At 34.0% G+C, this 23,106-nt stretch carries 18 protein-coding genes and 1 pseudogene; 3 read left to right on the forward strand and 16 right to left on the reverse strand.

The window, feature by feature from the left end:
- Window positions 1–43: 43 nt before the first annotated feature.
- The 6 genes from bcaP to JFT95_RS15085 all read right to left on the reverse strand — a co-directional run bounded on the left by bcaP (window position 44) and on the right by JFT95_RS15085 (window position 8,677).
- Window positions 44–1,420 carry a branched-chain amino acid transporter BcaP gene (gene bcaP, locus JFT95_RS15060; RefSeq protein ID WP_002128470.1) on the reverse strand — a complete coding sequence of 459 codons (1,377 nt, stop codon included), beginning with the start codon at window positions 1,418–1,420 and terminating at the stop codon, window positions 44–46.
- 514 nt (window positions 1,421–1,934) lie between these two features.
- Window positions 1,935–2,075 (reverse strand): hypothetical protein, encoded by a 141-nt coding sequence (locus JFT95_RS15065; RefSeq protein WP_002128471.1) that lies wholly within the window; start codon window positions 2,073–2,075, stop codon window positions 1,935–1,937.
- A 57-nt stretch (window positions 2,076–2,132) separates the two neighbouring features.
- On the reverse strand, window positions 2,133–5,495 hold the full coding sequence (locus JFT95_RS15070) for a tubulin-like doman-containing protein (protein WP_016127404.1): 3,363 nt from the start codon (window positions 5,493–5,495) through the stop codon (window positions 2,133–2,135).
- 83 nt (window positions 5,496–5,578) lie between these two features.
- Entirely contained in the window at window positions 5,579–7,675 is a 2,097-nt protein-coding gene (locus tag JFT95_RS15075) for a vWA domain-containing protein (protein WP_016127405.1), read from the reverse strand.
- A 255-nt stretch (window positions 7,676–7,930) separates the two neighbouring features.
- The gene (locus JFT95_RS15080; RefSeq protein WP_002185202.1) at window positions 7,931–8,269 is read right to left on the reverse strand and encodes a VOC family protein; all 339 of its coding nucleotides are present in this window, start codon (window positions 8,267–8,269) and stop codon (window positions 7,931–7,933) included.
- Between the two features lie 72 nt (window positions 8,270–8,341).
- On the reverse strand, window positions 8,342–8,677 hold the full coding sequence (locus JFT95_RS15085) for a hypothetical protein (RefSeq protein ID WP_002185200.1): 336 nt from the start codon (window positions 8,675–8,677) through the stop codon (window positions 8,342–8,344).
- Between the two features lie 138 nt (window positions 8,678–8,815).
- Between JFT95_RS15085 and JFT95_RS15090 the strand changes: the two genes are divergently transcribed.
- On the forward strand, window positions 8,816–9,217 hold the full coding sequence (locus JFT95_RS15090; protein WP_016096373.1) for a hypothetical protein: 402 nt from the start codon (window positions 8,816–8,818) through the stop codon (window positions 9,215–9,217).
- 38 nt (window positions 9,218–9,255) lie between these two features.
- On the opposite strand, the gene JFT95_RS15095 is transcribed toward JFT95_RS15090, so the two are convergent.
- From JFT95_RS15095 to JFT95_RS15135, 9 genes and pseudogenes are all read right to left on the reverse strand, one after another.
- Window positions 9,256–9,975: a class I SAM-dependent methyltransferase gene (locus tag JFT95_RS15095; protein WP_098632818.1), complete on the reverse strand. Its 720-nt coding sequence runs from the start codon at window positions 9,973–9,975 to the stop codon at window positions 9,256–9,258.
- A 118-nt stretch (window positions 9,976–10,093) separates the two neighbouring features.
- A complete protein-coding gene (locus tag JFT95_RS15100; protein ID WP_016092063.1) occupies window positions 10,094–11,800 on the reverse strand; it encodes a peptide ABC transporter substrate-binding protein in 1,707 nt (568 codons plus the stop codon).
- Between the two features lie 397 nt (window positions 11,801–12,197).
- Complete coding sequence (locus JFT95_RS15105; RefSeq protein ID WP_201052704.1) at window positions 12,198–13,913, reverse strand: peptide ABC transporter substrate-binding protein; 1,716 nt, start codon at window positions 13,911–13,913, stop codon at window positions 12,198–12,200.
- Window positions 13,914–14,194: 281 nt separating this feature from the next.
- Entirely contained in the window at window positions 14,195–15,892 is a 1,698-nt protein-coding gene (locus JFT95_RS15110; protein WP_002066447.1) for a peptide ABC transporter substrate-binding protein, read from the reverse strand.
- 347 nt (window positions 15,893–16,239) lie between these two features.
- Complete coding sequence (locus JFT95_RS15115) at window positions 16,240–17,277, reverse strand: LCP family protein (protein ID WP_002142691.1); 1,038 nt, start codon at window positions 17,275–17,277, stop codon at window positions 16,240–16,242.
- Window positions 17,278–17,294: 17 nt separating this feature from the next.
- A pseudogene (locus JFT95_RS15120) lies at window positions 17,295–18,291 on the reverse strand (anti-sigma factor).
- A 12-nt stretch (window positions 18,292–18,303) separates the two neighbouring features.
- A complete protein-coding gene (locus JFT95_RS15125) occupies window positions 18,304–18,837 on the reverse strand; it encodes an RNA polymerase sigma factor (protein WP_201052705.1) in 534 nt (177 codons plus the stop codon).
- A gap of 209 nt (window positions 18,838–19,046) precedes the next feature.
- The gene (locus tag JFT95_RS15130; RefSeq protein WP_016127411.1) at window positions 19,047–19,853 is read right to left on the reverse strand and encodes an ABC transporter permease subunit; all 807 of its coding nucleotides are present in this window, start codon (window positions 19,851–19,853) and stop codon (window positions 19,047–19,049) included.
- Window positions 19,846–20,739 (reverse strand): ABC transporter ATP-binding protein, encoded by an 894-nt coding sequence (locus tag JFT95_RS15135; RefSeq protein WP_002128485.1) that lies wholly within the window; start codon window positions 20,737–20,739, stop codon window positions 19,846–19,848. The genes JFT95_RS15130 and JFT95_RS15135 overlap by 8 nt, the downstream gene beginning before the upstream one ends.
- Window positions 20,740–20,903: 164 nt before the next feature.
- Here JFT95_RS15135 and JFT95_RS15140 point away from each other — a divergent pair, with 164 nt between their 5' ends.
- The gene (locus JFT95_RS15140; RefSeq protein WP_201052706.1) at window positions 20,904–21,497 is read left to right on the forward strand and encodes a TetR/AcrR family transcriptional regulator; all 594 of its coding nucleotides are present in this window, start codon (window positions 20,904–20,906) and stop codon (window positions 21,495–21,497) included.
- A gap of 95 nt (window positions 21,498–21,592) precedes the next feature.
- On the opposite strand, the gene JFT95_RS15145 is transcribed toward JFT95_RS15140, so the two are convergent.
- On the reverse strand, window positions 21,593–22,561 hold the full coding sequence (locus JFT95_RS15145) for a helix-turn-helix transcriptional regulator (RefSeq protein WP_201052709.1): 969 nt from the start codon (window positions 22,559–22,561) through the stop codon (window positions 21,593–21,595).
- A 59-nt stretch (window positions 22,562–22,620) separates the two neighbouring features.
- Here JFT95_RS15145 and JFT95_RS15150 point away from each other — a divergent pair, with 59 nt between their 5' ends.
- A complete protein-coding gene (locus JFT95_RS15150; RefSeq protein WP_002128490.1) occupies window positions 22,621–23,064 on the forward strand; it encodes a VOC family protein in 444 nt (147 codons plus the stop codon).
- Window positions 23,065–23,106 lie beyond the last annotated feature (42 nt).

Consider the following 23,106-nt stretch of genomic DNA (forward strand, 5'->3'; position numbering starts at 1 on the left):
TATAGGTAAAAAAACTTTAGCCTACAGCCATAATTGAAATACCTTATACTCTATTTCTAATCTTACTATGTTTTTTCGCGTATATAAAATAAATAAAAATACCTACAATAACCCAAATTGCAAAACTGATTAAAGTGGTTTTAGAAAGATTTAATGCTAAATATAAACAACTTACTATCGCAAGTATAGGTAAGAATGGAACTAACGGAGCACGGAACGGTCTTTTCAAATTAGGATGTGTCTTCCTTAATACAATTACAGCTATAGATACAAATATGAAAGCTGTTATCGTTCCCACATTCACTAAATTTGCCAACAAATTCAAGTCCAATAAACCTGCTAATACAGCCGCAAGAATACCCGTAATCCATGTATTAAAAAATGGTGTTTGATAACGTTTATGAACACTCGAAAATCTTTTTGGTAACAATCCATCTCGGCTCATCGAGTATGATACTCGAACAAATGCGAACATAGCAACTAACAGAACTGTTGTTAAACCAGCTATCGCTCCAACTGATAATAGACCAGCAATTCTATCCTCTCCTACAATACGCAGTGCATATGCAACTGGATCAGCTACATTCAGATCCGTAAATGGAACCATTCCAGTTAACACGAATGAAACACCAACATAAAGAATTGTACAAATGCATAAAGAGACAAGTAATCCAATTGGAACGTTACGTTGTGGGCGTTTCACTTCCTCTGCTGCTGTTGCAACTGCATCGAAACCTAAAAAGGCAAAAAATACAGTCGCAGCTCCTCCAATAACACCATGGTATCCAAAAGGAAGAAACGGCTGCCAATTCTCTGGCTTTACATAGTTTGCTCCTACAATAATAAATACTAAAATAACAGCCAGTTTAATAATAACCATTATATTATTTATACGTGCACTTTCTTTCACACCACGACTTAGTAAAAATGTAACAATTAAAATAATAATAACCGCTGGCAAGTCGATAATCCCGCCATTCCCCATCCCTGGTGCAGAAGCAATGATTGCCGGAATATGAATATTAAACCCTAGTAGCAATGACTGAAAATAGGCTGACCATCCCGCCGCCACCGCAGAAGTAGCTAATAAGTACTCTAACATGACACACCAGCCAACTATAAAAGCAAAAATCTCACCTAATGTCATATACGTATACGAATACACACTTCCTGAGACCGGGACTGTAGATGCAAATTCAGCATAACAAAAGGCTACACAAGCACATACAATTGCAGCTAACATAAAAGATAATACAATTGCTGGACCAGCATGTTTCGCAGCTACAATACCTGTTAATACGAAAATACCTGTACCAATAATTGCTCCAATTCCTAAAAGCGTTAAATCAATTGCTCCTAAAGTTTGCTTTAACACTTTTTTCTTTTCTTCATTCATTGCTTTCTTTATAAATAAACTCATTCGTAGAAACCTCTTTTTCAAAATTATCCCTTACTCATTACAATCTTTATTACTGTTGCTATTACACATTAATAATATTCATGCTTTACTTTCACTCCCTATATAGACTCCACAAATTACATAATTTAAAATCAGAAAAATCAATCTTCTAAAAACAAGCTTGTTAACAGGCTTGTTTTTAGAAGATTGATTGAATTTATCACAGGATTAATTATATTGTCAACAATATAATTAATTCACCCGAATTGAATAATTATAAATAAAATAGCATTCCAAAATATACGATACCACTCACGAACACTGCTGATTCCCATTTTAATACAATTTTCATTATTCCAAAATTCATTTTTATACATTTAACTCAATGTAATCCCCGTATGCAAACATGATAAAATCAGTCGATTTGTTATACAGAAATAACTATTCATCTTATTAGAGCAATTAACTTTCCTGCAAATTACAAACAGTATTTTCACTTAAGACAATAAAAAAAGCGCAGATGTTCATCTGCGCTTTATTCTTCCGCTTCAATTTCTGTACTATTATTATCGATATGTTCCTTTTGAGCTTCTTCTTGCAGCTCTGCTGAAATCATTCCATAATAAATTTCTGGATATAATCCAAATATTTGATATACACTTCCTAAAAATGGCATCGGAATCCCTCATTTCTTAAGTTGTATTGTCATTCTTAAGGATTCCCTTTTCACTCATTATACATTCGTTTTTGGCACTTCTTCTTCATCGGGAACATGTAATATATTTTGCCATTTTTTATAAGGCGCACTATTTGGATCCACATACCCTTTCGCATATGAACGATCCCACAATTGTTTCATAAACATCTCTTTCTCTTTCTTCGCAACCATATCTGCACCTGTTCCGTAATAGTTTTGGAAATACAGCTCAATTTCATCAAGGAATAGCCTTAACAAATCGTCAGATGTTTCTTCTAACGTCGGGTCATATTTTGCCTCACGGTCATACATTAAAATCATATCTAAAATATTATGAACATGCTCTTTACGGAGCCATCTTATATCTTGAGCGCCTAATACAAATGCATGTGTATATAAATGTCCACCTTGTATCATTGCCTTTTCTTGTTCTTCTTCAAATCGTGACAAGATGTTTTCATAAATAAACGGATTATGAAGCAATGCTCTGTGCAACTTATAACTTTCACTTGAAATATTTTTCCCCATCGACTGAATTAAAAAGCTACGGCCGACACCGTTATATTGATACACGAACTGTCCATCAACAGCAACTAAGCTAATCCAGCGATACATATACGCGTATAGAAGAGCACGATTACATTTATCGTAATCTAACTTCGTTTGCGTTGCATTCAAGTCTGGCATAAAGGCTGGTAAGTGCCAATATTTATCTAAATGCGGCGTCAAACTAGATTTTTTACTATTTAATTTGTTCACGCGGCGATAATACGATTGAAAATAATCACCTTTATCGTTCATAAAACCATTCGCAATATGTCCAGATGAAAGCTTAGGAAAATCTTGTAGCGATAATCCGTAATGAGCACGATAACAAATCACTTCAAATGGTGAAAACGCCTCGTTTACCGTATCTTTTTCTTTAAACATTTCTTGCAATAACTCTTCTTGCAATTCTTGTTTTAAAGATGGATGTACGCCCCAATATTGTAATTCTCTATGATGAGAAACTTTCGGAACGAACGGACTTGCTAAATGGAAAAGATCTTCAATTTTTTCACGAACGTATTCATCACGATCACGCTTCTTGAAATCTGCTTCTTTTCGCAATGCTTCAACGATATTAAGCTCTAATTTGTCACGATAGCGCACTTGAAGTTCGTCATAACAATAACTCAATATATGTTCACGATAGAAGTCTTCCACCTTTTTCGACTGAATTTCTTCGGCTTTCGCATCACGACAATATTCCCCGTACAAGCTCATATAAATTTCGGACGATATATCTTTCGGTAATACACCTAAATTTAAATGTTGCTGCATATCTTGCCAAATCTTTTCTTGCAATTTCTCTTCAGCTAATACGTATACATTCGTCGGGTTCGTTTTCCCCTCAAATTCCTTGCTTCGTTTTTGGATTTCAAACAATAAATTTTCACGTGTTTCGTATAAATTATCAAAGAATCTTTCCCAATATTGAATCATTTTATCAACTGCTTGGTATAGCGATTGATACACGAGTTCTAACAACATTTCTTTACGATACTCACTTAATTTGTGTACGTACTGCGTTACAATATCTTCAAATTCTTTTTTAAACAAACGCTGCTGATTATTAATCATTTTTCCAAACCAGCCTTGTTGCTGCGCAATTTCAACGCGGCGAACAGCCGTTACAGTTCCATCAATATTACTCACATTAAATTTCTTATCGTAGTTTTGAATTAAATTACGCTTTTGTTCATTATTTTCATGTAGTCGATTCATCTTCTCTACTAACTGCTTACGAATTTCATACAGCATAAAACGTGCTGCAACTGGATGAACTGGATCCGTTTTCTTTAAAAACCATGTATTTAATTGGTAAGACTGTCCTTCTGAGCCACTCGGTGTAAAGCGGTCTGATTCGATCATGTCATATAAAAGGGTAGTAACATGCTCATGTACACGGCTCGGAATGGCATAAGCATATAAACGAACCGCATGATCAACTCTCGCTACTTCCCCCTTCATTTGTTCCATCATTTTAAGCTTCGCGGCCGATATTTTGCACTCATGCTGCAGGCGGTTTAATTCCTCATCTTTTTGCACTGTACGGTGTACGTAACTCTCTACAGCATCTAAAAACAATTTTGATTTTGCAACACCGGGCTTACCACCCTCTGCCCCTTCACGTGTTTCATGGTACATTTGTCTATAAAAAATATGAGCTTGTTCTGGCCGAGTAGCAAGATGCTCTAAGTCTTCTAAATAACTTTTCCCGCGCTCTGGCTTTTCACGCTGCATACCGCGTTTTACATCTTGATCGTATCTTTGCCTCTTCTCTTGAAATAGTTGATCTAAATGAAGCCAAGATTCATCTAAGCCTTGAACCGCCCATTTTAAAGCACAGTATTTCAAAACGTGCTCATACGGATAAATAAGTTTTGCCGTTCCTGCTCCGCAATATCTCCCTTTCCCACTCGATTCTGCCAATTGCTGAATTTGATTATCTTCTTGTGCAAAATGATTTGCAGACATTGGACTAAATAACTGTAAATAAATCGTATTTGCCATTTGCTCCATATAATCCGATAAATTGTGCAAATGGTGCCCATGTAAATTTTCATAATCATATAAGAAACAATAATTGTACGGTAAATGATGCTGCTTTATCGTATGGTTTGTTCTTCCATCTTCATCCACTTGATCAGGACGATATTCTAATTCAATCGTTACGCCGCCTCGTTTTGATAATTCACCAGTCGACCCAAGCGTAATAGCGTGCAACTCTTTTAACGATGCATAACCATTCGCTTGCACAGTTTCAAACTCTTTCGCACTAACCGTTCTCGTCTTAACTAAAACATCTGGCATTAAAAACGCACCGCGAATTAAAATGTTATGATGCTGCAATTTCTTCCGGAGCATCTCACGCAAATATAATGCGATTTGTAAAAACATCCCTGAACCTGTTCCGCCGGCTAGTGACGTTACAATAATGACACGTACACCATATTCGGTCTGATCACTTGTAACTGGAAAAATCTTCTCGATTTCTTGCCAAAATGATGTGAGTTTATCTTCTTTCATCGCAGCACGTAACGCTAACCGTGAAATGACGCGTAACTGTCCAGCCCCTTCTGTTAACGGTTTATCGAGTATAGTCGGGTCCATCGGAAACCACTCTGGAATCGTTGGATCTCCCGCAATATACTCTCTCGGTGTTTTACTCGAGCTCGTTTGCGTCTTAAACTTCCGAATATGATCAAATTTACTCAATGTATTCACATCTGTATCAAATACATGCATCGCTACCTTTTTACGACGCTCCTCAGGTAATCTTTCATATATTTGATGTGTGACAGTACTACCGATTCCACCTAAACCAATTAAAATTGTTGGAACTTGTAATGTCATGTGAACCACCTTCCTATTCTTGCTTGTTTGAAAAGAAGAATAAAGAGAGCCGGGCCTCCTCCGCCCCTCTTACACCCTATCTACTATTCACATTCGTACCGGTAAATCTCCTTACCATATCCTCTATCAATTACTAAAAGTTCATTTGGATACAACGTCTTATGCTCCATTCCTACCTCTTCCTCTGTTATAAACATCCCATCAATAATCATCCCAACCACTTGCGATTCTTTTGCTACAAATATAGATTTCGATCCTTTTTTCGCTATTAATGTTACAGATTGCACCGTCTTTCTTTCTGCTCGGAATGGAATGCCAAAATAGTGCTTCCACCATTTATTTTTAAGTAACTCTGGTTCAGATTGATAAAGCCAATCTTTCGCTACTTCTTGATCCCATTCGTAATATAGTAATGCTTTCCGATGAAATCTCGGACGAACAATCCATCCTAAAATAATAATTCCTACTATTAAAAGTAATAAAGTAATAGGAATTACAAATTTAAAAACGAGCGCATACTTCTCAAAAAACGGCGCATTTTCAATGTGCAATACAATCTTTTCCTTTACTTCTTGTAATTTTGAATCATTGATCGTGATGGTAGCCTCTACGGTGCCGGTATCTGTAAAATTGAATGTGTCGGAGTAATAAGGTCGAGGATAAACATAAACTTGACTACCATGCTGTTTTAATTCATAGTTGATCGATTGATTCGATGTGACACCAGTAGATTTTAATAGTTTCTTTACAGCCTCTTCTGTCATCGGTTTACCATTTAACTGGGGCTGTAAAATAAATGGTTTACTATTTTCTAAATTTGTTACCTTTTCTTCATAATCTTTCGTAACAGCTTGAAGTGTTAATTTTGGTTTTTCAGCTGGTTCAATCTTGAATTCTTTCGTCTGTCTATAAAATCCCTTTATATTCATATGGACTTTCCCACGTACTAACTCTTTACCAATCTTTGTCTCGTAATAAAACACATGTCTTTTATCATCCCACTTCATCGGATACTGCTTTCCGTCTATTTCTACTTCTGCTTCGAAATAAGAAGTTTGAATTGGTAATTCAGTAGGTTTCGCTTCAATAACAGCTGTCACACCTTCATACATTTTCTCAACATTTTTTCTATCTTTATCATCTTTGTCGTACGTAGAAACAGTATAATTAAGCGCTGGTTCAACAAGTACTTGTAATCCCTCTTTCTCAATGTCCTGATCCACTTCTATCGTATATGTCCCTGGCTTAATCACTTCCTGATTCGCTGTACTTACATGCACTATATTTCCGAATAATTTAGCTTCTCCTGGTGCATGTATAGAAAAAGAAGACTGCAATTGTAACGGTTTGGAAAGTTGCATAACTTTATAATTAGACAAAGAAGGTGATTGTCGTACAAGCGTCATACGCTTTAATGGAAACGGTGTTGTAATCTCTACTTTTTTCCCTACTATTTTCGTTTTGACAATCGATTCAACAGAAGAAAATGGATCACGATTTGCAACTAATGCTGCCACTTGATTCACACTTTGTACAATACCATCCTCACCGCTAGACGGCATGACAACTCCATTCATTTCTTTTTTCCAAATCTCTTTAAACGTATTTAACTGCAGCTTCTCTTGCTGCCCTAAATCCTCTTCCATCGTGATTAAGACTGGGTGTAAAGAGATCTTTTTAGAATCCATCTCTTTCTTAAACTGTGCTAACTTCTGTGTAATTTGTTCTTTTCCGCCAATCTTATCTTTCTCCAAATCATTAAATGCCCCGTCAGTTAATACAATAAGCCAAAATTCACGTTTCCCATCTATATCTGCTTCCTTTTTTATAGATTGCATCGCCGTTTCTACTGCGCTAAATGGAGTATTTAAATATGTTTTCCACGCCCCAATCCCCTCAATTTCTGTTTGCCTTTGATCCTTTGTTAACGAAATGTTTAATGGATCATTTGGCTTACTCATTGGAACGTAAGAAAATTTATCTTTCTCATCTAATAGCGCAACTAAACTTTGCAAGGCGTAATTGGCATACTTCCAGCGATCGTTATTTCTCATGCTGCCCGAATCATCATATACAAGTGAAACGACCCTTTCCTTTGCCTCCTCTCCTTTTGCAAAAACTGAAAAAGGTAAACATATAAATAGAAACAACATGAACGTGGCACAAATTCGAATTTTCATGATGAGGCTTCGCCACCTTTGTAGACAAATTCCTATGTTTAAATTTATGAGGGGAAACAAGATATATGACTTGTATTTTAGGACAACGAACGCACCTTAACTTTATTATGTAAACATATATATAACTTGGTAATATTCCTTCTAGCATTTTCTATCCAATTATATAGGTAAAAAAGCCTGTTTAAGCTCCACCCTTAAAACAGACTTTTCCTACTTTTAAAATTGAAAACTCTTAACAAAAAGTTTGATTTTTAATCAGCACATCACTTCAATTGTATATCCTCCAGGTGCTTCGACATAAAACGTATACGCATGTGCATGTTTAGGCGGTTCGACTGAAAATCCGTCTTTCTTCAATCTTTGATTAATTTTATTAACTTGTTCTTCATTTTTTTGTGGAAATCCTACATGAAATGTTTTTGGATAATGAACTTCTTTTCCCTTCATTAAGGTTAATATAAACCCATCATTATCACGCATAACTGCGAAGCCATTTCCCGTTGTTCCACCACAAGTTAAACCAAAATACTTTTCTAAAAATTCTCTAGCAGCTGTTACATCTGTAACTGTTAAATTAAGATGATTAATTTTCAATTCACTCACCTTCTTTCTTAATTTTCTAACATTTTATCATATAAATAAAAAACACGCCTTTCACAGCGTGTTTCATTGCTTCACATATACCTCAACAATTGGATTATCTTTATTATCTGCATGTAAACGTATATTCTCTTCACCCGTATTATAAATGCTAGCTACCAGCATAACTGTTAACAAATTCGGTATTTTCGCATCACTCCCATATTTTCGTTCAAGAGCTTCTGTATACTCGAAATCCAAATCACCCTGCACATATGTATACACTTCAAAACCATCTTCCAAATTACAAACTACTGTATCTATAATATCCGCTCCTACTTGCTTCTTCATTTCACCTCGCAATGCTTCTATAAATTCTTCCCAAGGAACTTCGTACGTCTGAAATTGATCTGTAGATTTCATTTCATTTCCTCCTCACTATATATCCTGTTCGTATATTTCCCCTTTCCTATAACAATTATGATAGATAGGTCATTCGTACAAGCCGCACTTGTCCCCCTTACATATCGTATTACTGTAATGGGGGAAGGAGGAAAGAACATGCATAGACAAAAATGTTATAATACATGCCAACGTTATTTCGGAAAAGTTGTTCGAATTGAAGATCGTGATGGTCATATCCATTTAGGAAAAATAATAGACGTGACAAATGATTCTGTTTGGATTGAGCCAGTACAGCAGCGTTCATCTTTTGATACAGGATTTGGATACCATGGCGCATATTCAAACGGCGGATGTGATATTTGCGGCGGTCTTAGCAGATGTGATAACTGTGGATTTGGATGTGGTGGTGGATTCGATGGTGGATTCAGTGGTGGATTCGGTGGCTGCGGATGTGGCCGTCGTGGTTGCGGCGGTTGTGGCTTTGGTGGCGGCTGGGGATTTGAACTCGGATTTGGCTTTATTTTTGGAATTACTTTGGCTGCATTATTTTTCATCTAACATAGTAAAGAGTTGACTATCTTTAGCCAACTCTTTTTCTATTTTTCACATATAAAAATCCGATGCCCTAAAATATGTTGATACATAAGCAGTACTTGTTCGTGTTGCACCCACGCCTCATACAATTCTTCCGGAATAAACGGTGATACATTCCACTCTGGCTCTTCCATATGTCCTGCAACTGTTTCTGCAATAGTTCCGCCACCCGCAATTGTAATTCTTTTAAAATTTGCTGCTTGAAATAAATGAATCCACTCATTCTCAGTTAATAATTCTTTCATACCATATAACTGTCCAATCTTTTCTTCCTCTTTCTTCTCAATATGTTTTTCGGTAATCATTTCAATGACAACAAGCTTTCCATCCTTTTGTAATACACGATAACATTCCGAAATAACCTTTTCTTTATTTGTAAAAGCGAGGATAGATTCTCCAAGTACAAGCTCAAATGAATCATTTAAACACGGTAATCCTTCTACATCTCCTTGAATCAATTGTATATTTAAACCATCAAACAACCATCTATCTTTCGCTTTTTGAATCATAATTTCATTCTTTTCAACCGCTGTCACTTTATAACCCAATTCTTTTGTCATATACGCCGCTGTTTTCCCAGTGCCGCAACCTATCTCAAGAACATTTGCTCCGTGTCTAAGTGGCAATTGAGATAGCAATTGCTTCGTTAACGTAAAACCACCAGGATGAGCACTCCCTATTCCGTAATAAGCTAGAAAATCGATGTATGTGTTTCGTTTCATGAGATTCTCCTTTGAGTTTTCTATAATACATATATTCATCCATAAAAAAATAGTGCACAGAAAAATAAGCATTTTCAAGTGCTATAATACCGCAACTTGAAAATGCTTTTTTCTTTTATTATTTCTCTTCTACATACGCCCATTTGAAACTATATTCCGGACTAATATTATGTTTCACAATTCCCTTTACATTTGGTTGCATAACATATGCTTTAGCACTTTGATATAAAGGTACAAGCGCTACATCTTCTTCAAGTAACAATTTCTCTGCCTTCCCTAACTCTGCCCAACGTTTTTTTGCATCAGCCATCCATTCTGTCTTACTTTTATCAATAATGTCATCATATTTTGAATTTGAGTAGCTCATTTGGTTCTGAGAATTCTTTGTTTCAAACATATCAAGGTACGTCATCGGATCCGCATAATCTGGATTCCAGCCGCCATATGAGAAATCATAATCTTGATCTGATTCTAATTTTAGTTTTTGCTTAAATGGTTGAAGTTTAATATTTACTGTTACACCTTTTAGATTCTTTTCAATTTGATCTTTCACGTACTCCCCAACTTTTTTCGCATTACCAGTATCATAATTTAATAATTCAATTGTCACTTGATCTTTTCCAAGTTCTTTTTTCGCTTCTTCCCAAGCTGCTGCTGCCTTTTTGGAATCTTGTTTTAAACCATTCTTGAATGTTTCTGCGAAATCTTTACCGTCTGGTCCACTTGCTAAACCTTTTGCTACTAAGTAATCAACTGGTTTTGAACCATCATTTAAAATTACATTAGTTAAACCCTTCTTATCAACCGATAATGCAATTGCTTCACGTAATTTTTTGCTCTTTAACGGTGTATCTTGCCCACCACGTTTTTGATTTAGACGTAAGTAAAACGTACTTGTTTCCGAATATGCTCCAAACTCATCTTTTTTATTTCTATACTTATCAACGAATTCTCCAGATAAAAGTGCAAAATCAATTGCACCTGTATCATATAAATTCACCCTAGTAGCTGCTTCTTTTACTACACTATAATTAATTTCTTCTAATTTCACTGTCTTTTTATCCCAATACTGATCATTTTTCTTCAACTTCCAACCTTGCTCATGTTTCCAATCAGTAAGCACAAATGGACCGTTATAAACTGTTGTATCGGACTCTAAACCGTATTTCTTCCCTTTTTCTTTTACAAACTTTTCATTTAACGGATAGTATGATGCAAATGCCATTAAGTTCAAGAAATATGGTACCGGTCTGTCTAATTCAACTTCAAGCGTATAATCATCAACTGCTTTTACGCCTAACGTAGAAACTTCTGCTTTCCCTTGATTAATTGCTTCTGCATTTTTAAGATAGTAAGCAATAAATGCATACTCAGCAGCTGTTTGTGGATCTACTAGACGTTGCCATGCAAATACGAAATCTTTCGCAGTTACAGGATCACCGTTTGACCATTTTGCATCTTTACGTAATTTGAATGTATATTTTTTACCATCCTCGCTTTTTGTACTAGATTCTGCTACAGCTGGGATTGGCTTATTATCTTTATCAAGGCGATATAAACCTTCCATTGTATTCCCCAAAATTTGCGAGCCAAGTGTATCTGTATTTTTTGAAGTATCCATCGTCGGAATTTCATTCGTTTCTGTACGATTTAACACTTGCTTTGCCGCATATTTAATATCGGATTTCTTCTCTTCCCCACCATTATTAGACGTCGTAGTCGTTTTCTTTTCCCCACCGGAAGACCCAGAACATGCTGTTAACGCCATACTCATCGCTAATACTGGCGCTACAACCGCCGTGAACTTTTTCATCTTTTTCTTCATTCTTGTACCCTCCCCAATTATATGTACGATATTAACAGTTAGAGATTCTCTATTAACTTTCGTTATCAGAAAATTCTTATTAATTAATATTCTACTATTTTTTCCGGTTTTGTAAAGTATTTTTGTAAATTTTCTAAATATTTATTTTTTTATGATAATAACTTGCTATTTTACTATTACTACTATATGAATCATCCCCCGTCTACTATATGTAAACATATCCCCTCTTATTCTTCTCTATTGCTATGTTCTATATTTTTCTCATCAATATGAACTCTCTGCTATCATTTATCTATCCAATTGTTGAACTCCTTTCTAATTTCCATGTGCCTTATTCTCTTATTCATACAAAAAAGCATTTCAAAAGCAGCTTAGCCACTTTTAAAATGCCTCTATATTATTTTTTCCCGCCATCCTCAGTTACATACGCCCACTTAAAGCTATATTCTGGACTGATGTTATGTTTAACGACGCCTTTTACATTCGGTTTCATTACATATGATCTTCCTGTTTGATATAAAGGAACTAATCCTGCATCTTCTTCAAGGAATAATTTTTCTGCTTTTCCTAACGCTTCCCAACGCTTCTTCGGATCAGATAATAATTCATTACCTGCTTTTTGCACCATTTCATCGTATTTCGGATTCGAATAACTCATTTGGTTATATGGGCTCTTCGATTCAAACATATCAATAAATGTCATTGGATCCGCATAATCTGGGCTCCAGCCTGCATAAGAGATTTCATAATCTTGCGCTGACTCTAATTTTAATTTTTGTTTGAACGGCTGAATTTTCGTATTAATCGTTACACCTTTTAAATTTTTCTCAATTTGATCTTTAACATAATCAGCAATCTTTTTCGCAGTTCCATCATCATAGCTTAGTAATTCAATTGTAACTTGATCTTTTCCAAGTTCCTTTTTCGCTTCTTCCCATGCAGCTGCTGCTTTTTTCGTATCTTGTTTCAGACCATTTTTAAACGTATCTTGGTAATCTTTACCGTCAGGTCCTGTCGCAAGCCCTTTTGGAACCAATTGATCTGTTGCTTTTGATCCATTATTTAAAATAACGTTTGCTAAGCCCTTTTTATCAACTGATAACGCAATTGCTTCACGCAGTTTTTTGCTCTTTAACGGTGTATCCTGTCCGTTACGCTTTTGATTTAAACGTAAGAAGAATGTACTTGATTCTGCATACTCACCGTACTCATCTTTATTCGATTTATATTTATCTACAAACTCTCCTGATAGTAGTGTGAAATCAATTGACCCTGTATCATATAAATTTACTTTTGTAGCCAATTCTTTTACAACGCTGTAATTAATTTCTTCTAATTTCACAGTCTTATTATCCCAATATTTATCATTTTTCTTCAGCTGCCATCCTTGTTCATGTTTCCATGAAGACATAACGAATGGTCCGTTATACACCGTTGTATCTGCTTCTAAACCAAACTTATCTCCTTTTTCTTTTACAAACTTTTCATTTAATGGATAGTATGATGGGAATGCTAATAAGTTTAAGAAATATGGTACTGGTTTTTCTAATTCTACTTCAAGTGTATAATCATCTACCGCTTTTGCACCTAATTCCGTTGCAGGTTTTTCACCTTTATTAATTGCCTCTGCATTTTTAATATAGTAGGCAATAAACGCATATTCTGCAGCTGTATTTTTATCAAGTAAGCGCTGCCATCCATATACGAAATCTTTCGCTGTTACAGGGTCTCCATTGGACCATTTCGCATCTTTACGCAGTTTAAACGTATATTTTTTACCATCTTCGCTTTTCGTACTTGATTCTGCAGCAGCTGGAATAGGCTTATTATCTTTATCAAGACGATATAATCCTTCCATCGTGTTCCCTAAAATTTGTGCCCCTAACGTATCAGTAGATTTAGAAGTGTCCATCGTCGGAATTTCTTGATTTTCCGTACGATTCAATACTTGCTTCGCTGCATATTTAATATCAGATTTTTTTTCTTCCCCACTATTAGATGTAGTAGTCGTTTTCTTCTCTCCACCTGACCCAGAGCACGCTGTCAATGCAACGCTCATCGCTAAAACTGGTACTACAACTGCTGTTAACTTTTTCATCTTTTTTCTCTTCATTTTTTATCCTCCCCAATTATATGTACAATACCAACCCTTGAGAAACCCCTTGCTAAGGATTTGCTTTTCAGAAAATTATAACTAATGTTATTCTACTCTATTTTCCGTGTTTGTAAATAGTTTTATTTTAAATATTCAGATTTTTCCCTTCGTAATTTAGTATGATTTATCCCTCATCTACTGTATTTACATACTATACTCCTTATTCTTCTCTATTTAACTGAGCTAAAAAAAAGCATTCCAAAGTAGCTAAGCTACTTTGGAATGCCTTTTTAACTCTATTATTTTTCAGTCACGTATGCCCACTTAAAGCTAAATTCTGGACTGATATTATGTTTTACTACACCTTTTACATTTGGTTGTAAAACATAAGAATCTCCACGTTGATATAAAGGTACAATCGCTACATCTTCTTCAAGTAATGTTTTTTCAGCTTTTCCTAACTCTTCCCAACGTTTCTTCGCATCGCTCATTAATTCCGTTCCAGCTTTTTTCACCATGCCGTCATATTTAGGGTCAGAGAAGCTCATTTGGTTATGAGAATGTCCAGTCTCAAACATATCTAAGAACGTCATTGGATCTGCATAATCTGGATTCCAACCACCGTATGAAATATCATATTGTTGCTCAGATTCTAATTTTAGTTTTTGCTTAAATGGTTGAAGTTTAATGTTAACTGTTACACCTTTTAAGTTCTTCTCAATTTGGTCCTTAATATATTCTCCAACTTTTTTCGCATTACCAGTATCATAGTTTAAGAATTCAATTGTAACTTGGTCTTTACCTAGCTCTTTTTTCGCTTCTTCCCAAGCTGCAGCAGCTTTTTTAGCATTTGGTTTTAAACCATTTTTAAACGTTTCTTGGAAGTCCTTACCGTCTGGTCCAGTTGCTAAACCTTTTGGTACTAAGAAGTCAGCTTCTTTTGATCCATCATTTAAAATTACGTTTGCTAAATTCTTTTTATCAACTGATAGTGCAATTGCTTCACGTAACTTTTTACTCTTTAATGGTGTATCTTGTCCATCACGTTTTTGGTTCATACGAATGAAATACGTACTCACTTGTGAATATGTTCCGAATTCATCTTTCTTATTTCTGTATTTATCTACGAACTCTCCAGTTAATAAAGCAAAGTCAACTTGACCGCTATCATATAAATTGATAAGAGTTGCTGGTTCTTTAACAACACTGAAGTTAACTTCTTCAAGTTTTACAGTCTTTTTATCCCAATATTGATCATTTTTCTTTAATTGCCATCCTTGTTCATGCTTCCAATCTTTAAGAACGAACGGTCCATTATAAACTGTTGTATCAGACTCTATACCGAACTTCTCCCCTTTTTCTTTTACGAATTTTTCATTTAATGGGTAGTACGATGGGAATGCTACTAAATTTAAGAAGTACGGTACCGCTTGCTCTAATTCAACTTCAAGCGTAAGATCATCTACCGCTTTCACTCCTAATTCAGCTACAGGTTTTTCACCTTTATTAACCACTTCTGCATTTTTAATTGGGAATGCGATAAATGCATACTCAGCAGCTGTTTTTGGATCTAATAGACGTTGCCAAGCATATACGAAATCTTTCGCCGTTACTGGATCTCCATTTGACCATTTTGCATCTTTACGCAGTTTAAATGTATATTTTTTACCATCTTCACTTTTCGTGCTAGATTCTGCTGCAGCTGGAATAGGCTTATTATCTTTATCCAGACGATATAATCCTTCCATCGTATTCCCTAGCATTTGTGAAGATACTGTATCTGTTGATTTAGAAGAATCCATCGTTGGAATCTCTTGGTTTACTGTTCGATTCAACACTTGTTTTGCCGCTAATTTTCCCTCTGACTTGCTATCTCCACTTGAGTTTGTGCTTGTCTTTTTATCTCCGCCTGATGTAGAACATGCTGTTAATGCCATGCTCATTGCTAAAACCGGTACTACAACTGCTGTTAGTTTTTTCATTTTTTTCTTTTTCATTTTTGTACCCTCCCTAATTCTAAACGATAGCTATTTAAGAATTTTCTGATAATTCTGTTTTTCTTTATATATTTATCAGACGATTCTTACTACTTCTTATTCTACTAATTTTTTAAAATTTGTAAAGTGTTATTATTGAAAATTGTTAAAAAATTATTTTCTTACAGTAATATTCATAAAAATTCCATATAGTTTTTTAACATCATTTATTATCGTTACATATACACTAATTTAATAGTGTTAATGATACTTTCCAATAAATAGACTGTAGATTGTCGTTAATAAATAATGTATATTCTAGAGATCTCTTTCCTACAAAAACAAAAAAAGCAGATATAACATCCGCTTTAATTTCCCTCAATTTGCTTCTCACTTAATCCAAGATGTGTTCTGAGTGTATTACTCAAATTTTGCAAGTCTTTTTTATTAGGATTATAATAATATACACGCTTCCCATTTGGGCCATTTGGTAAATATAAATCATCACCGTTCAGTTGAATCTTCTCAACTGAACAATCTAAACCATATTTATAAAAAGATAAAATATCATCCAATGCTAAATTTGTTTTAAAATCGCCATCGACGGCCTCAACCATTTTCTCCAGTTTTGTAATAGACCCTACACTTTTTAATTTACTTAAAATCGCCTCAATAACAAGTTGTTGGCGCTGTCCCCTCATTGCATCACTATCAATATGACGAGTTCTCGCCAAAGCAAGTGCTTCTTCTCCCGTTAATTTTTGAACCCCTTTTTTCAAGTGAATCGTATCAGGTTCATCTTTACTATTTTGTTCAGTAAATTCAACCGGGACATCTACCTCAACACCATCGAGCCCATCGACAATTTTAATAAATGACCCAAAATTAAATTTCACAAAATAATCTACCGGTACTTGCAGCAACTTTTCTACTGCCTCAACAGAAGCTTGTGGCCCTCCATCCTTTCCGTTTTTAACGAAACCACTTCCATATGCGTGTGTTATTTTATCTTTTTTCTTTTCGATTGGAACATATGTATAAGTATCTCTTGGTATACTGGTTAATTTCACTGTCTTATCTTCTTTATTAAACGTAGCTAACAATAATGCATCCGTATGAAATGCACCATTATAGCCCTTTTGCCGTTCTTGATTTTCATCAATCCCCATAATTAACATTGAAACGTTGTGTGTAATTGGCTTTACAGCTTTCTCACGTAAATTTGATTTTTCACCACGCGATAAGTTCAAATTAGATTTTTGTACGAGATTAGAAGTTTTCATATATACATAAGCACCATACCCCACTCCGCCAAATAGTAATACTCCTAACAATACACTTATGATCGTTGTCTTTTTATATTTTCGTTTATTTTTCTTTTCTCTTGAAGGAGAGGTATTCTCCATATAGTTCCCTCCGTTTTCTATTCATCTAATATGTTTTTCAATTTTTCATAATTAGTGCTATCCTTTTGAAATACATTCTCTTTCAATCCTTTGTTTATTTGTATCCATTCAGTCGTAATCGAATATTGAATCATACCTTCATGGAAACTAAGGAACTTCAACATAATCCCCGTATTTTTCTCTACAACCATTTCAAATTTCCCACTCAAATCTTCAGATGTACTTACAGGCATTTCTATGTTTATTACCCCTTCTATTTTGTAGCAATCGAGTCCAAGATACTTCGTTTCTTTATAACTCCAATCTTTATATCGAATTAATAGATCAGCAAATTCTGATTGAATACTGTACTTAGCGAATCCCACATATTCGTCATCATACCGTTTCTTCTCACCTGATTTTCTCAACAACCTTTCCATAGGGCTTGATTTTAATAGTTCATTATTTCTTTTTTAGGGATCCATCTCGTCTCTTTATACGTATTATTCTTATCATTAAACTCTTTTTTCCGTCCTCGTTATAAATAATCGTGCTTTTTTTCGATAGTTTGTCTTCTTTAGATGAAATACCACTTTGTTTCTCCGTATCAATCACATATTTATATGTTGTAGCAATTCTTGTAGAGTTAGAATATTCTTCGAATTGCCCTGAAACATTTTGGAAATGATCAATTGAATCAAGCATCTTTTGATGAATCTTCTCCTTATCTGGATAATTGACGTTCGACTTTATTTCTTCTTCATTCTCATAATCAGAAAACGCATTCTTCTTTACGTAATTAAACATCCCTCCATTTTGTGCAAAGCTCTGTATAGAAAACTCAGACATAGATACAATTGATAGCGTTAGAACAGCGGCACTAATAAACATCATATGTACTCTATAACTCTTTCTTTTTACAGGAAGATTATGAAGTGTATCATTAATTTTTTCATTTAGTGCCTGTGGCAATACGGTATTATCCTTTTCTATTCTCTTTTTTAATTTTTCATCAAATGATTTTTCTTTATCCATTTTAACCACCTCCTACTCCATCTTTAATCGCTCTTCTAATTGTTCCCTTGCACGTGACAATCTTGATTTAACCGTGCCTTTTGGAATTTCTAAAAGCGTTGCAATACTTTCTTGATTCATATCTTCATAATAATAAAGTACAGTTACAGCTCTTAGTTCTTCCGTTAAAGACTGAATAGCATTACAAAGATCAATATCTTCATATCGATCGAACGCCACCATATTACTATCATGATCCTCAATTACAATTACTTTTTTATAAGAGCGAATTATATTGTTACACTCATTTATTAAAATTCTAATTAGCCACGTTTGAAAAAACTCTTCCTTTTTCAGTTTTTTTATATTTTCATAAGCTTTTAAAATTGTTGCCTGCATTGCATCCTCTATATTCGTCTCATCACGTAACATCGCCTTCGCAATGCGATACATCTTTACTTTTTCTGTATGTATAAGTGTCATAAAAGCCCCATGATTACCCTTTTTTGCTAAAGAAACATCCGTTTCTTCTTTTACAATCATCTTATATAAAGGAATTACTTTCACAATTGGTCCTCCTGTTTCAGCCTCTCTATTAATTAAACTTTACACATATTAGACGGAGTATCCTAGAAAAAGGTTCACTTCTTTTTGAATATTTCTACAAGAAAAAATGTAAACATTCCATTTTGACTATCTACTTAAATGTTTCTCTAAAAGATATCCCTTCGAATTTACAAACGAAAAAAGCCCACTAATTAAGTGGACTTTCTAATTTACAACGGTAAATCCCTCTTCCTAAACACTACAATTGCTACTATGAAGATACAAAGCGCTCCAGCAGTTAAGCCTATACTTACTGGCCATATATTATATGTTCCTTCAGCAATTTCTTTCGGACGAAACAATGTAAATAAAGATATATTTCTCATCCACTCTAACTTATCACTTAATTTCCCTACCATATCTAATACGAAAAATAAGATTGTTAAACTGGCTGAGTAGCTAAGTGCCTTTCTTTCATCATTACATATACAAGAAAAGAAAAATGAATAGGCACTAACTACTAAAAATATAAGCCCTCCGACTATGTTTATTTTCAAAAATAATTCTCGATTTAAGTTATTATCTTTTAAAAACCATTCTGCACCTAATATACCAGCTACATAAGTAACAATTACAATTATTAGTAGCCCCAATATGAGAACAGCAGCTTGTGTAATTGCAATTTGCATCCTTGATACAGGTGTTGCTAATAAATATGCCATCGCCCCTTTATCTACATGACGAGCAATTAAATGCGTTGCAACCGTGACACAAAAAATTGTTAAAATGATAATAAACAATAGACTATAATATTCACCAGCTAAAAAATCCATTACATTTTGAATCGGACTTTCCATTCCAACAATTTTTTTCACACTATCAGGCATGGCACTTATTAATTCATTTAAACCTTTGGCTGAAACCATCGATGGGAATATCCAAATTAATAACCATAAATAAAGAGCTGCACCAGTAGCATAGCTGAATATACTTTTTTTCGTTTCTTTCAAACTAGCTAAAAACAATTGCTTATTCATGCTTTACCCCTTCTTCCTTATCGTAATAATGCATAAATAAATGTTCTAAATCCATTGCTCTCGTTTGAAGCGCCGTTACATTATAGTTTGAAAGTGTTTGTAAAACAGTTTGATAGTTTCCTTGCACAATAATCGATGCTTCTCTACCTTTCACCGCTTCAAATTGCAAATTACATTGTGTAAGAGATTCAATCTCTTCTTGCGATGATACGGTTACATCTATTACCTGTCGTCTCAAGCTTTGTAAATCATGAATATTTTCAACCGTTACAAGGCGACCATCTTTAATTATAGCCACTCTGTCACAAGTTCTCTCAATCTCAGTAAAAATGTGCGATGACATAAGGATTGTTTTTCCTCTTTGCTTTTCTTCTAATATTAAATCTATAAATACTTGCTGCATAAGTGGATCGAGTCCTGATGTCGGTTCATCTAAAATTAACACTTCTGGATCATGCATAAATGCCGCAACTATACCTACTTTTTGTTTCATTCCTTTAGACATTTTTCGAATTGGTGTTTTCACATCGAACTGCAAACGTTCTATCAATTCATCTCGTCTTTTTATATTTTTTAACCCACGCATTCCTTGCATCAAATTTAAAAACTCTAATCCATTCATTCCTTCAATAAAAGAAATCTCTCCTGGTAAATAGCCAACTTCTCTTTGAATTTTCGCAGCATCTTCCCAACAATCTAATCCGAAAATTGTCGCTTTACCAGCCGTCGGTTTTATAAATCCCATTAAATTACGAATCGTTGTTGATTTCCCAGCACCATTTGGTCCTAAGTAGCCAAAAACTTCTCCTTCTTTCACTTCAAATGTAATATCAAACAAGCCTTTTCCATTTGAAAACTGTTTTGTAACATTTTGAACTGAAATCATAAACCCACCTCATTTTTTGAAATATTTAACATGTGATATTTCAAAATTATTGTACTCCTCATCTTTCATATTCGCAACAACTTTTTGAAATATTTATATGTCCATATTTCAAAAATATTGTTTTCAATTATTTTTTCTTGTATATTTTAAATGAGGTGATTGTATTGAACGGCTTTGAAAAAGTGAAAGAAAAGAAAAAACGTGCCATTAAGGATGCGGCCTTTACATTATTTTCAGAACGTGGATTTAATGAAGTGAAAATAGAACATATTGCAAAAAAAGCAAACGTTTCTCAAGTGACAATTTATAATCATTTCGGAAGTAAAGATGCGTTATTTAGGGAACTTATACAAGAATTTATAATATCTGAATTTCAATATTATAAAGAGCTTGCAGAAGAAAAATTACCTTTTCATGATATGATGCAAAAAATGATTGTAAGAAAAATGAATACTGGGGGGTTATTTCAGCCTGATATGTTACTACAAATGATGCAAAGAGACGAAGCGCTCCGAGAATTTATTTATAGTTATCAAAACGAAAAAATCTTGCCTTGGTATTTAGAAATATTAGAACAAGCACAGCGCAAAAATGTAATTAATCCACACCTTTCAAAAGAAATGATGTTACTTTACATTCAAATGTTCACTAAATTAGGTGATGATTTCGGGGCACAGCTTCTTGAGGGAGATCGAGAAAAACATATACAAGATGTAGTTACGATGTTTTTTTATGGACTTTCCGTCCCAGAAAAATAATTTTTTCTAAAGAACAAACAAAATCATAAAAAAGCCCTTTGGATATTTAAATCTCAAGGGCTTTTTCATGTCGAAAAGAATTATTAAAACTAACTTTATCTCAAAGAAGTTAAATGATGTTTTATAGATACTACCTTATTATAGATTAAATCTTTCAGCATGACAGGCTGAATTGAGATAATCGTTTTTCCGAAATTCAAAAAATAACTTGAAATAAAATCAATTTCTTTCTTGTTAAAATAGCCTGTTATAATGTAATTTTCTTTTTCTTTTTGTATCCTCATGGAAGGATAATTCTCTTTATCAAAAATGTCTTTTCCTTCTTGATTAACAATGACAATAAAATCAATTGCATCAGGCTTTCTGTGAAAAGTAGTAAGATAACTTAATAGTTCTTCGAGCTTTTTTGGATTAGTATTGCTTGTTTCCATAATAGAGAGAATTTTATCACATCTAATTATTTGAACATTACTTGTCTCAAAATTAAAAATTTTAGCATACCACTGTCCAAATTTAGATTCTATTCGAATAAATTGGGCGACCAATGCTTTCTCCTCATCTTTTTTCAAATATGTTAAACGATAAACCCGTTCAGCAAAAATCCCCTGTAAAAGTTCTTTTAAGAACGGACTAAAGTTACTATGATTTGTTACTTCAAAGGAAAGCGTTCGTTCCATGATTGAAATGTTTTTACTCACATTATCAGGTAATACATGTTTAAATTTATTTTCAAGCGCAATACTTTCTATATTAAATGGCTTTGTTTTGTATCCATTTAATGTAAGAATCGAAAAGTATAACGCATACATTTCATCCACACTAAAATATATTGGTGATAACACACTATTTTCTATAATTTTATAACTTCCATTTCTACCTAGTTCAGAATATATTGGTACACCTATTTCTTCTAATGATTGAATATCTCGTAGAGCGGTACTTTTAGAAATATCATATCTAACCATTAAATCTTTTAAATTAAAATATCTTTTATTATTTAAGAAAATAAGCATATCATTTATTCGTTCAGTTTTTTTCATATTTCCCTCCATAAAAGGTTTCATGTATTGAAACCTTTTTAGTCTATATTATAATTATTAACTAATAAAGGAGTTATATATTTATGACATTAGAAATAGCTATTTTTCTTTCAATGGATGGGCAAGCAAAGGAGGCAATTAATTTTTATACACGTAATTTAGAAGCCAAGAAGTTAATGATTGTTACGTATGAAGAACTGGCCAAAAGAGATAGTTCTTTTGAAATTACAAATGAAAATAAAGATCATATTGCCCACTCTGTTTTACAAATTGGGAATACAAAGCTAATGATAGCCGAAGATACAATGAACCCTACTGAACGTTATAGCGTTGGAAATAACATGTCACTTTGCATTCAAAGTGCTAATTTAGAAGAAATACAAAGATTTTATAATAATTTAATTTCCGATAAGCATGTGAAAATAATCTCTCCATTAGAAAAAAATATATTTAGTGAAGCATATGGTATTATTGAAGATCCTTTCGGCATACAAATCCAGTTAATGTATGATAAACGATTAAACTAAATAATGAGTCATATTCATATGTCCCTAATAAAAAAGACACGA

This window comes from Bacillus sp. TH17, from assembly GCF_016651125.1.
Lineage (GTDB): Bacteria > Bacillota > Bacilli > Bacillales > Bacillaceae_G > Bacillus_A > Bacillus_A mycoides.

Bases quoted from the DNA above. Each gene is read 5' to 3' on its own strand.
- JFT95_RS15085 (WP_002185200.1), bottom strand. From the start codon at position 8,677: ATGAAATCTACAGATCAATTTCAGACGTACGAAGTTCCTTGGGAAGAA.
- JFT95_RS15075 (WP_016127405.1), bottom strand. From the start codon at position 7,675: ATGAAAATTCGAATTTGTGCCACGTTCATGTTGTTTCTATTTATATGT.
- bcaP (WP_002128470.1), bottom strand. From the start codon at position 1,420: ATGAGTTTATTTATAAAGAAAGCAATGAATGAAGAAAAGAAAAAAGTG.
- JFT95_RS15090 (WP_016096373.1), top strand. From the start codon at position 8,816: ATGCATAGACAAAAATGTTATAATACATGCCAACGTTATTTCGGAAAA.
- JFT95_RS15100 (WP_016092063.1), bottom strand. From the start codon at position 11,800: ATGAAGAAAAAGATGAAAAAGTTCACGGCGGTTGTAGCGCCAGTATTA.
- JFT95_RS15095 (WP_098632818.1), bottom strand. From the start codon at position 9,975: ATGAAACGAAACACATACATCGATTTTCTAGCTTATTACGGAATAGGG.
- JFT95_RS15130 (WP_016127411.1), bottom strand. From the start codon at position 19,853: ATGAATAAGCAATTGTTTTTAGCTAGTTTGAAAGAAACGAAAAAAAGT.
- JFT95_RS15065 (WP_002128471.1), bottom strand. From the start codon at position 2,075: ATGCCATTTTTAGGAAGTGTATATCAAATATTTGGATTATATCCAGAA.
- JFT95_RS15150 (WP_002128490.1), top strand. From the start codon at position 22,621: ATGACATTAGAAATAGCTATTTTTCTTTCAATGGATGGGCAAGCAAAG.
- JFT95_RS15110 (WP_002066447.1), bottom strand. From the start codon at position 15,892: ATGAAAAAGAAAAAAATGAAAAAACTAACAGCAGTTGTAGTACCGGTT.
- JFT95_RS15135 (WP_002128485.1), bottom strand. From the start codon at position 20,739: ATGATTTCAGTTCAAAATGTTACAAAACAGTTTTCAAATGGAAAAGGC.
- JFT95_RS15105 (WP_201052704.1), bottom strand. From the start codon at position 13,913: ATGAAGAGAAAAAAGATGAAAAAGTTAACAGCAGTTGTAGTACCAGTT.
- JFT95_RS15145 (WP_201052709.1), bottom strand. From the start codon at position 22,561: ATGAAACCTTTTATGGAGGGAAATATGAAAAAAACTGAACGAATAAAT.
- JFT95_RS15115 (WP_002142691.1), bottom strand. From the start codon at position 17,277: ATGGAGAATACCTCTCCTTCAAGAGAAAAGAAAAATAAACGAAAATAT.
- JFT95_RS15070 (WP_016127404.1), bottom strand. From the start codon at position 5,495: ATGACATTACAAGTTCCAACAATTTTAATTGGTTTAGGTGGAATCGGT.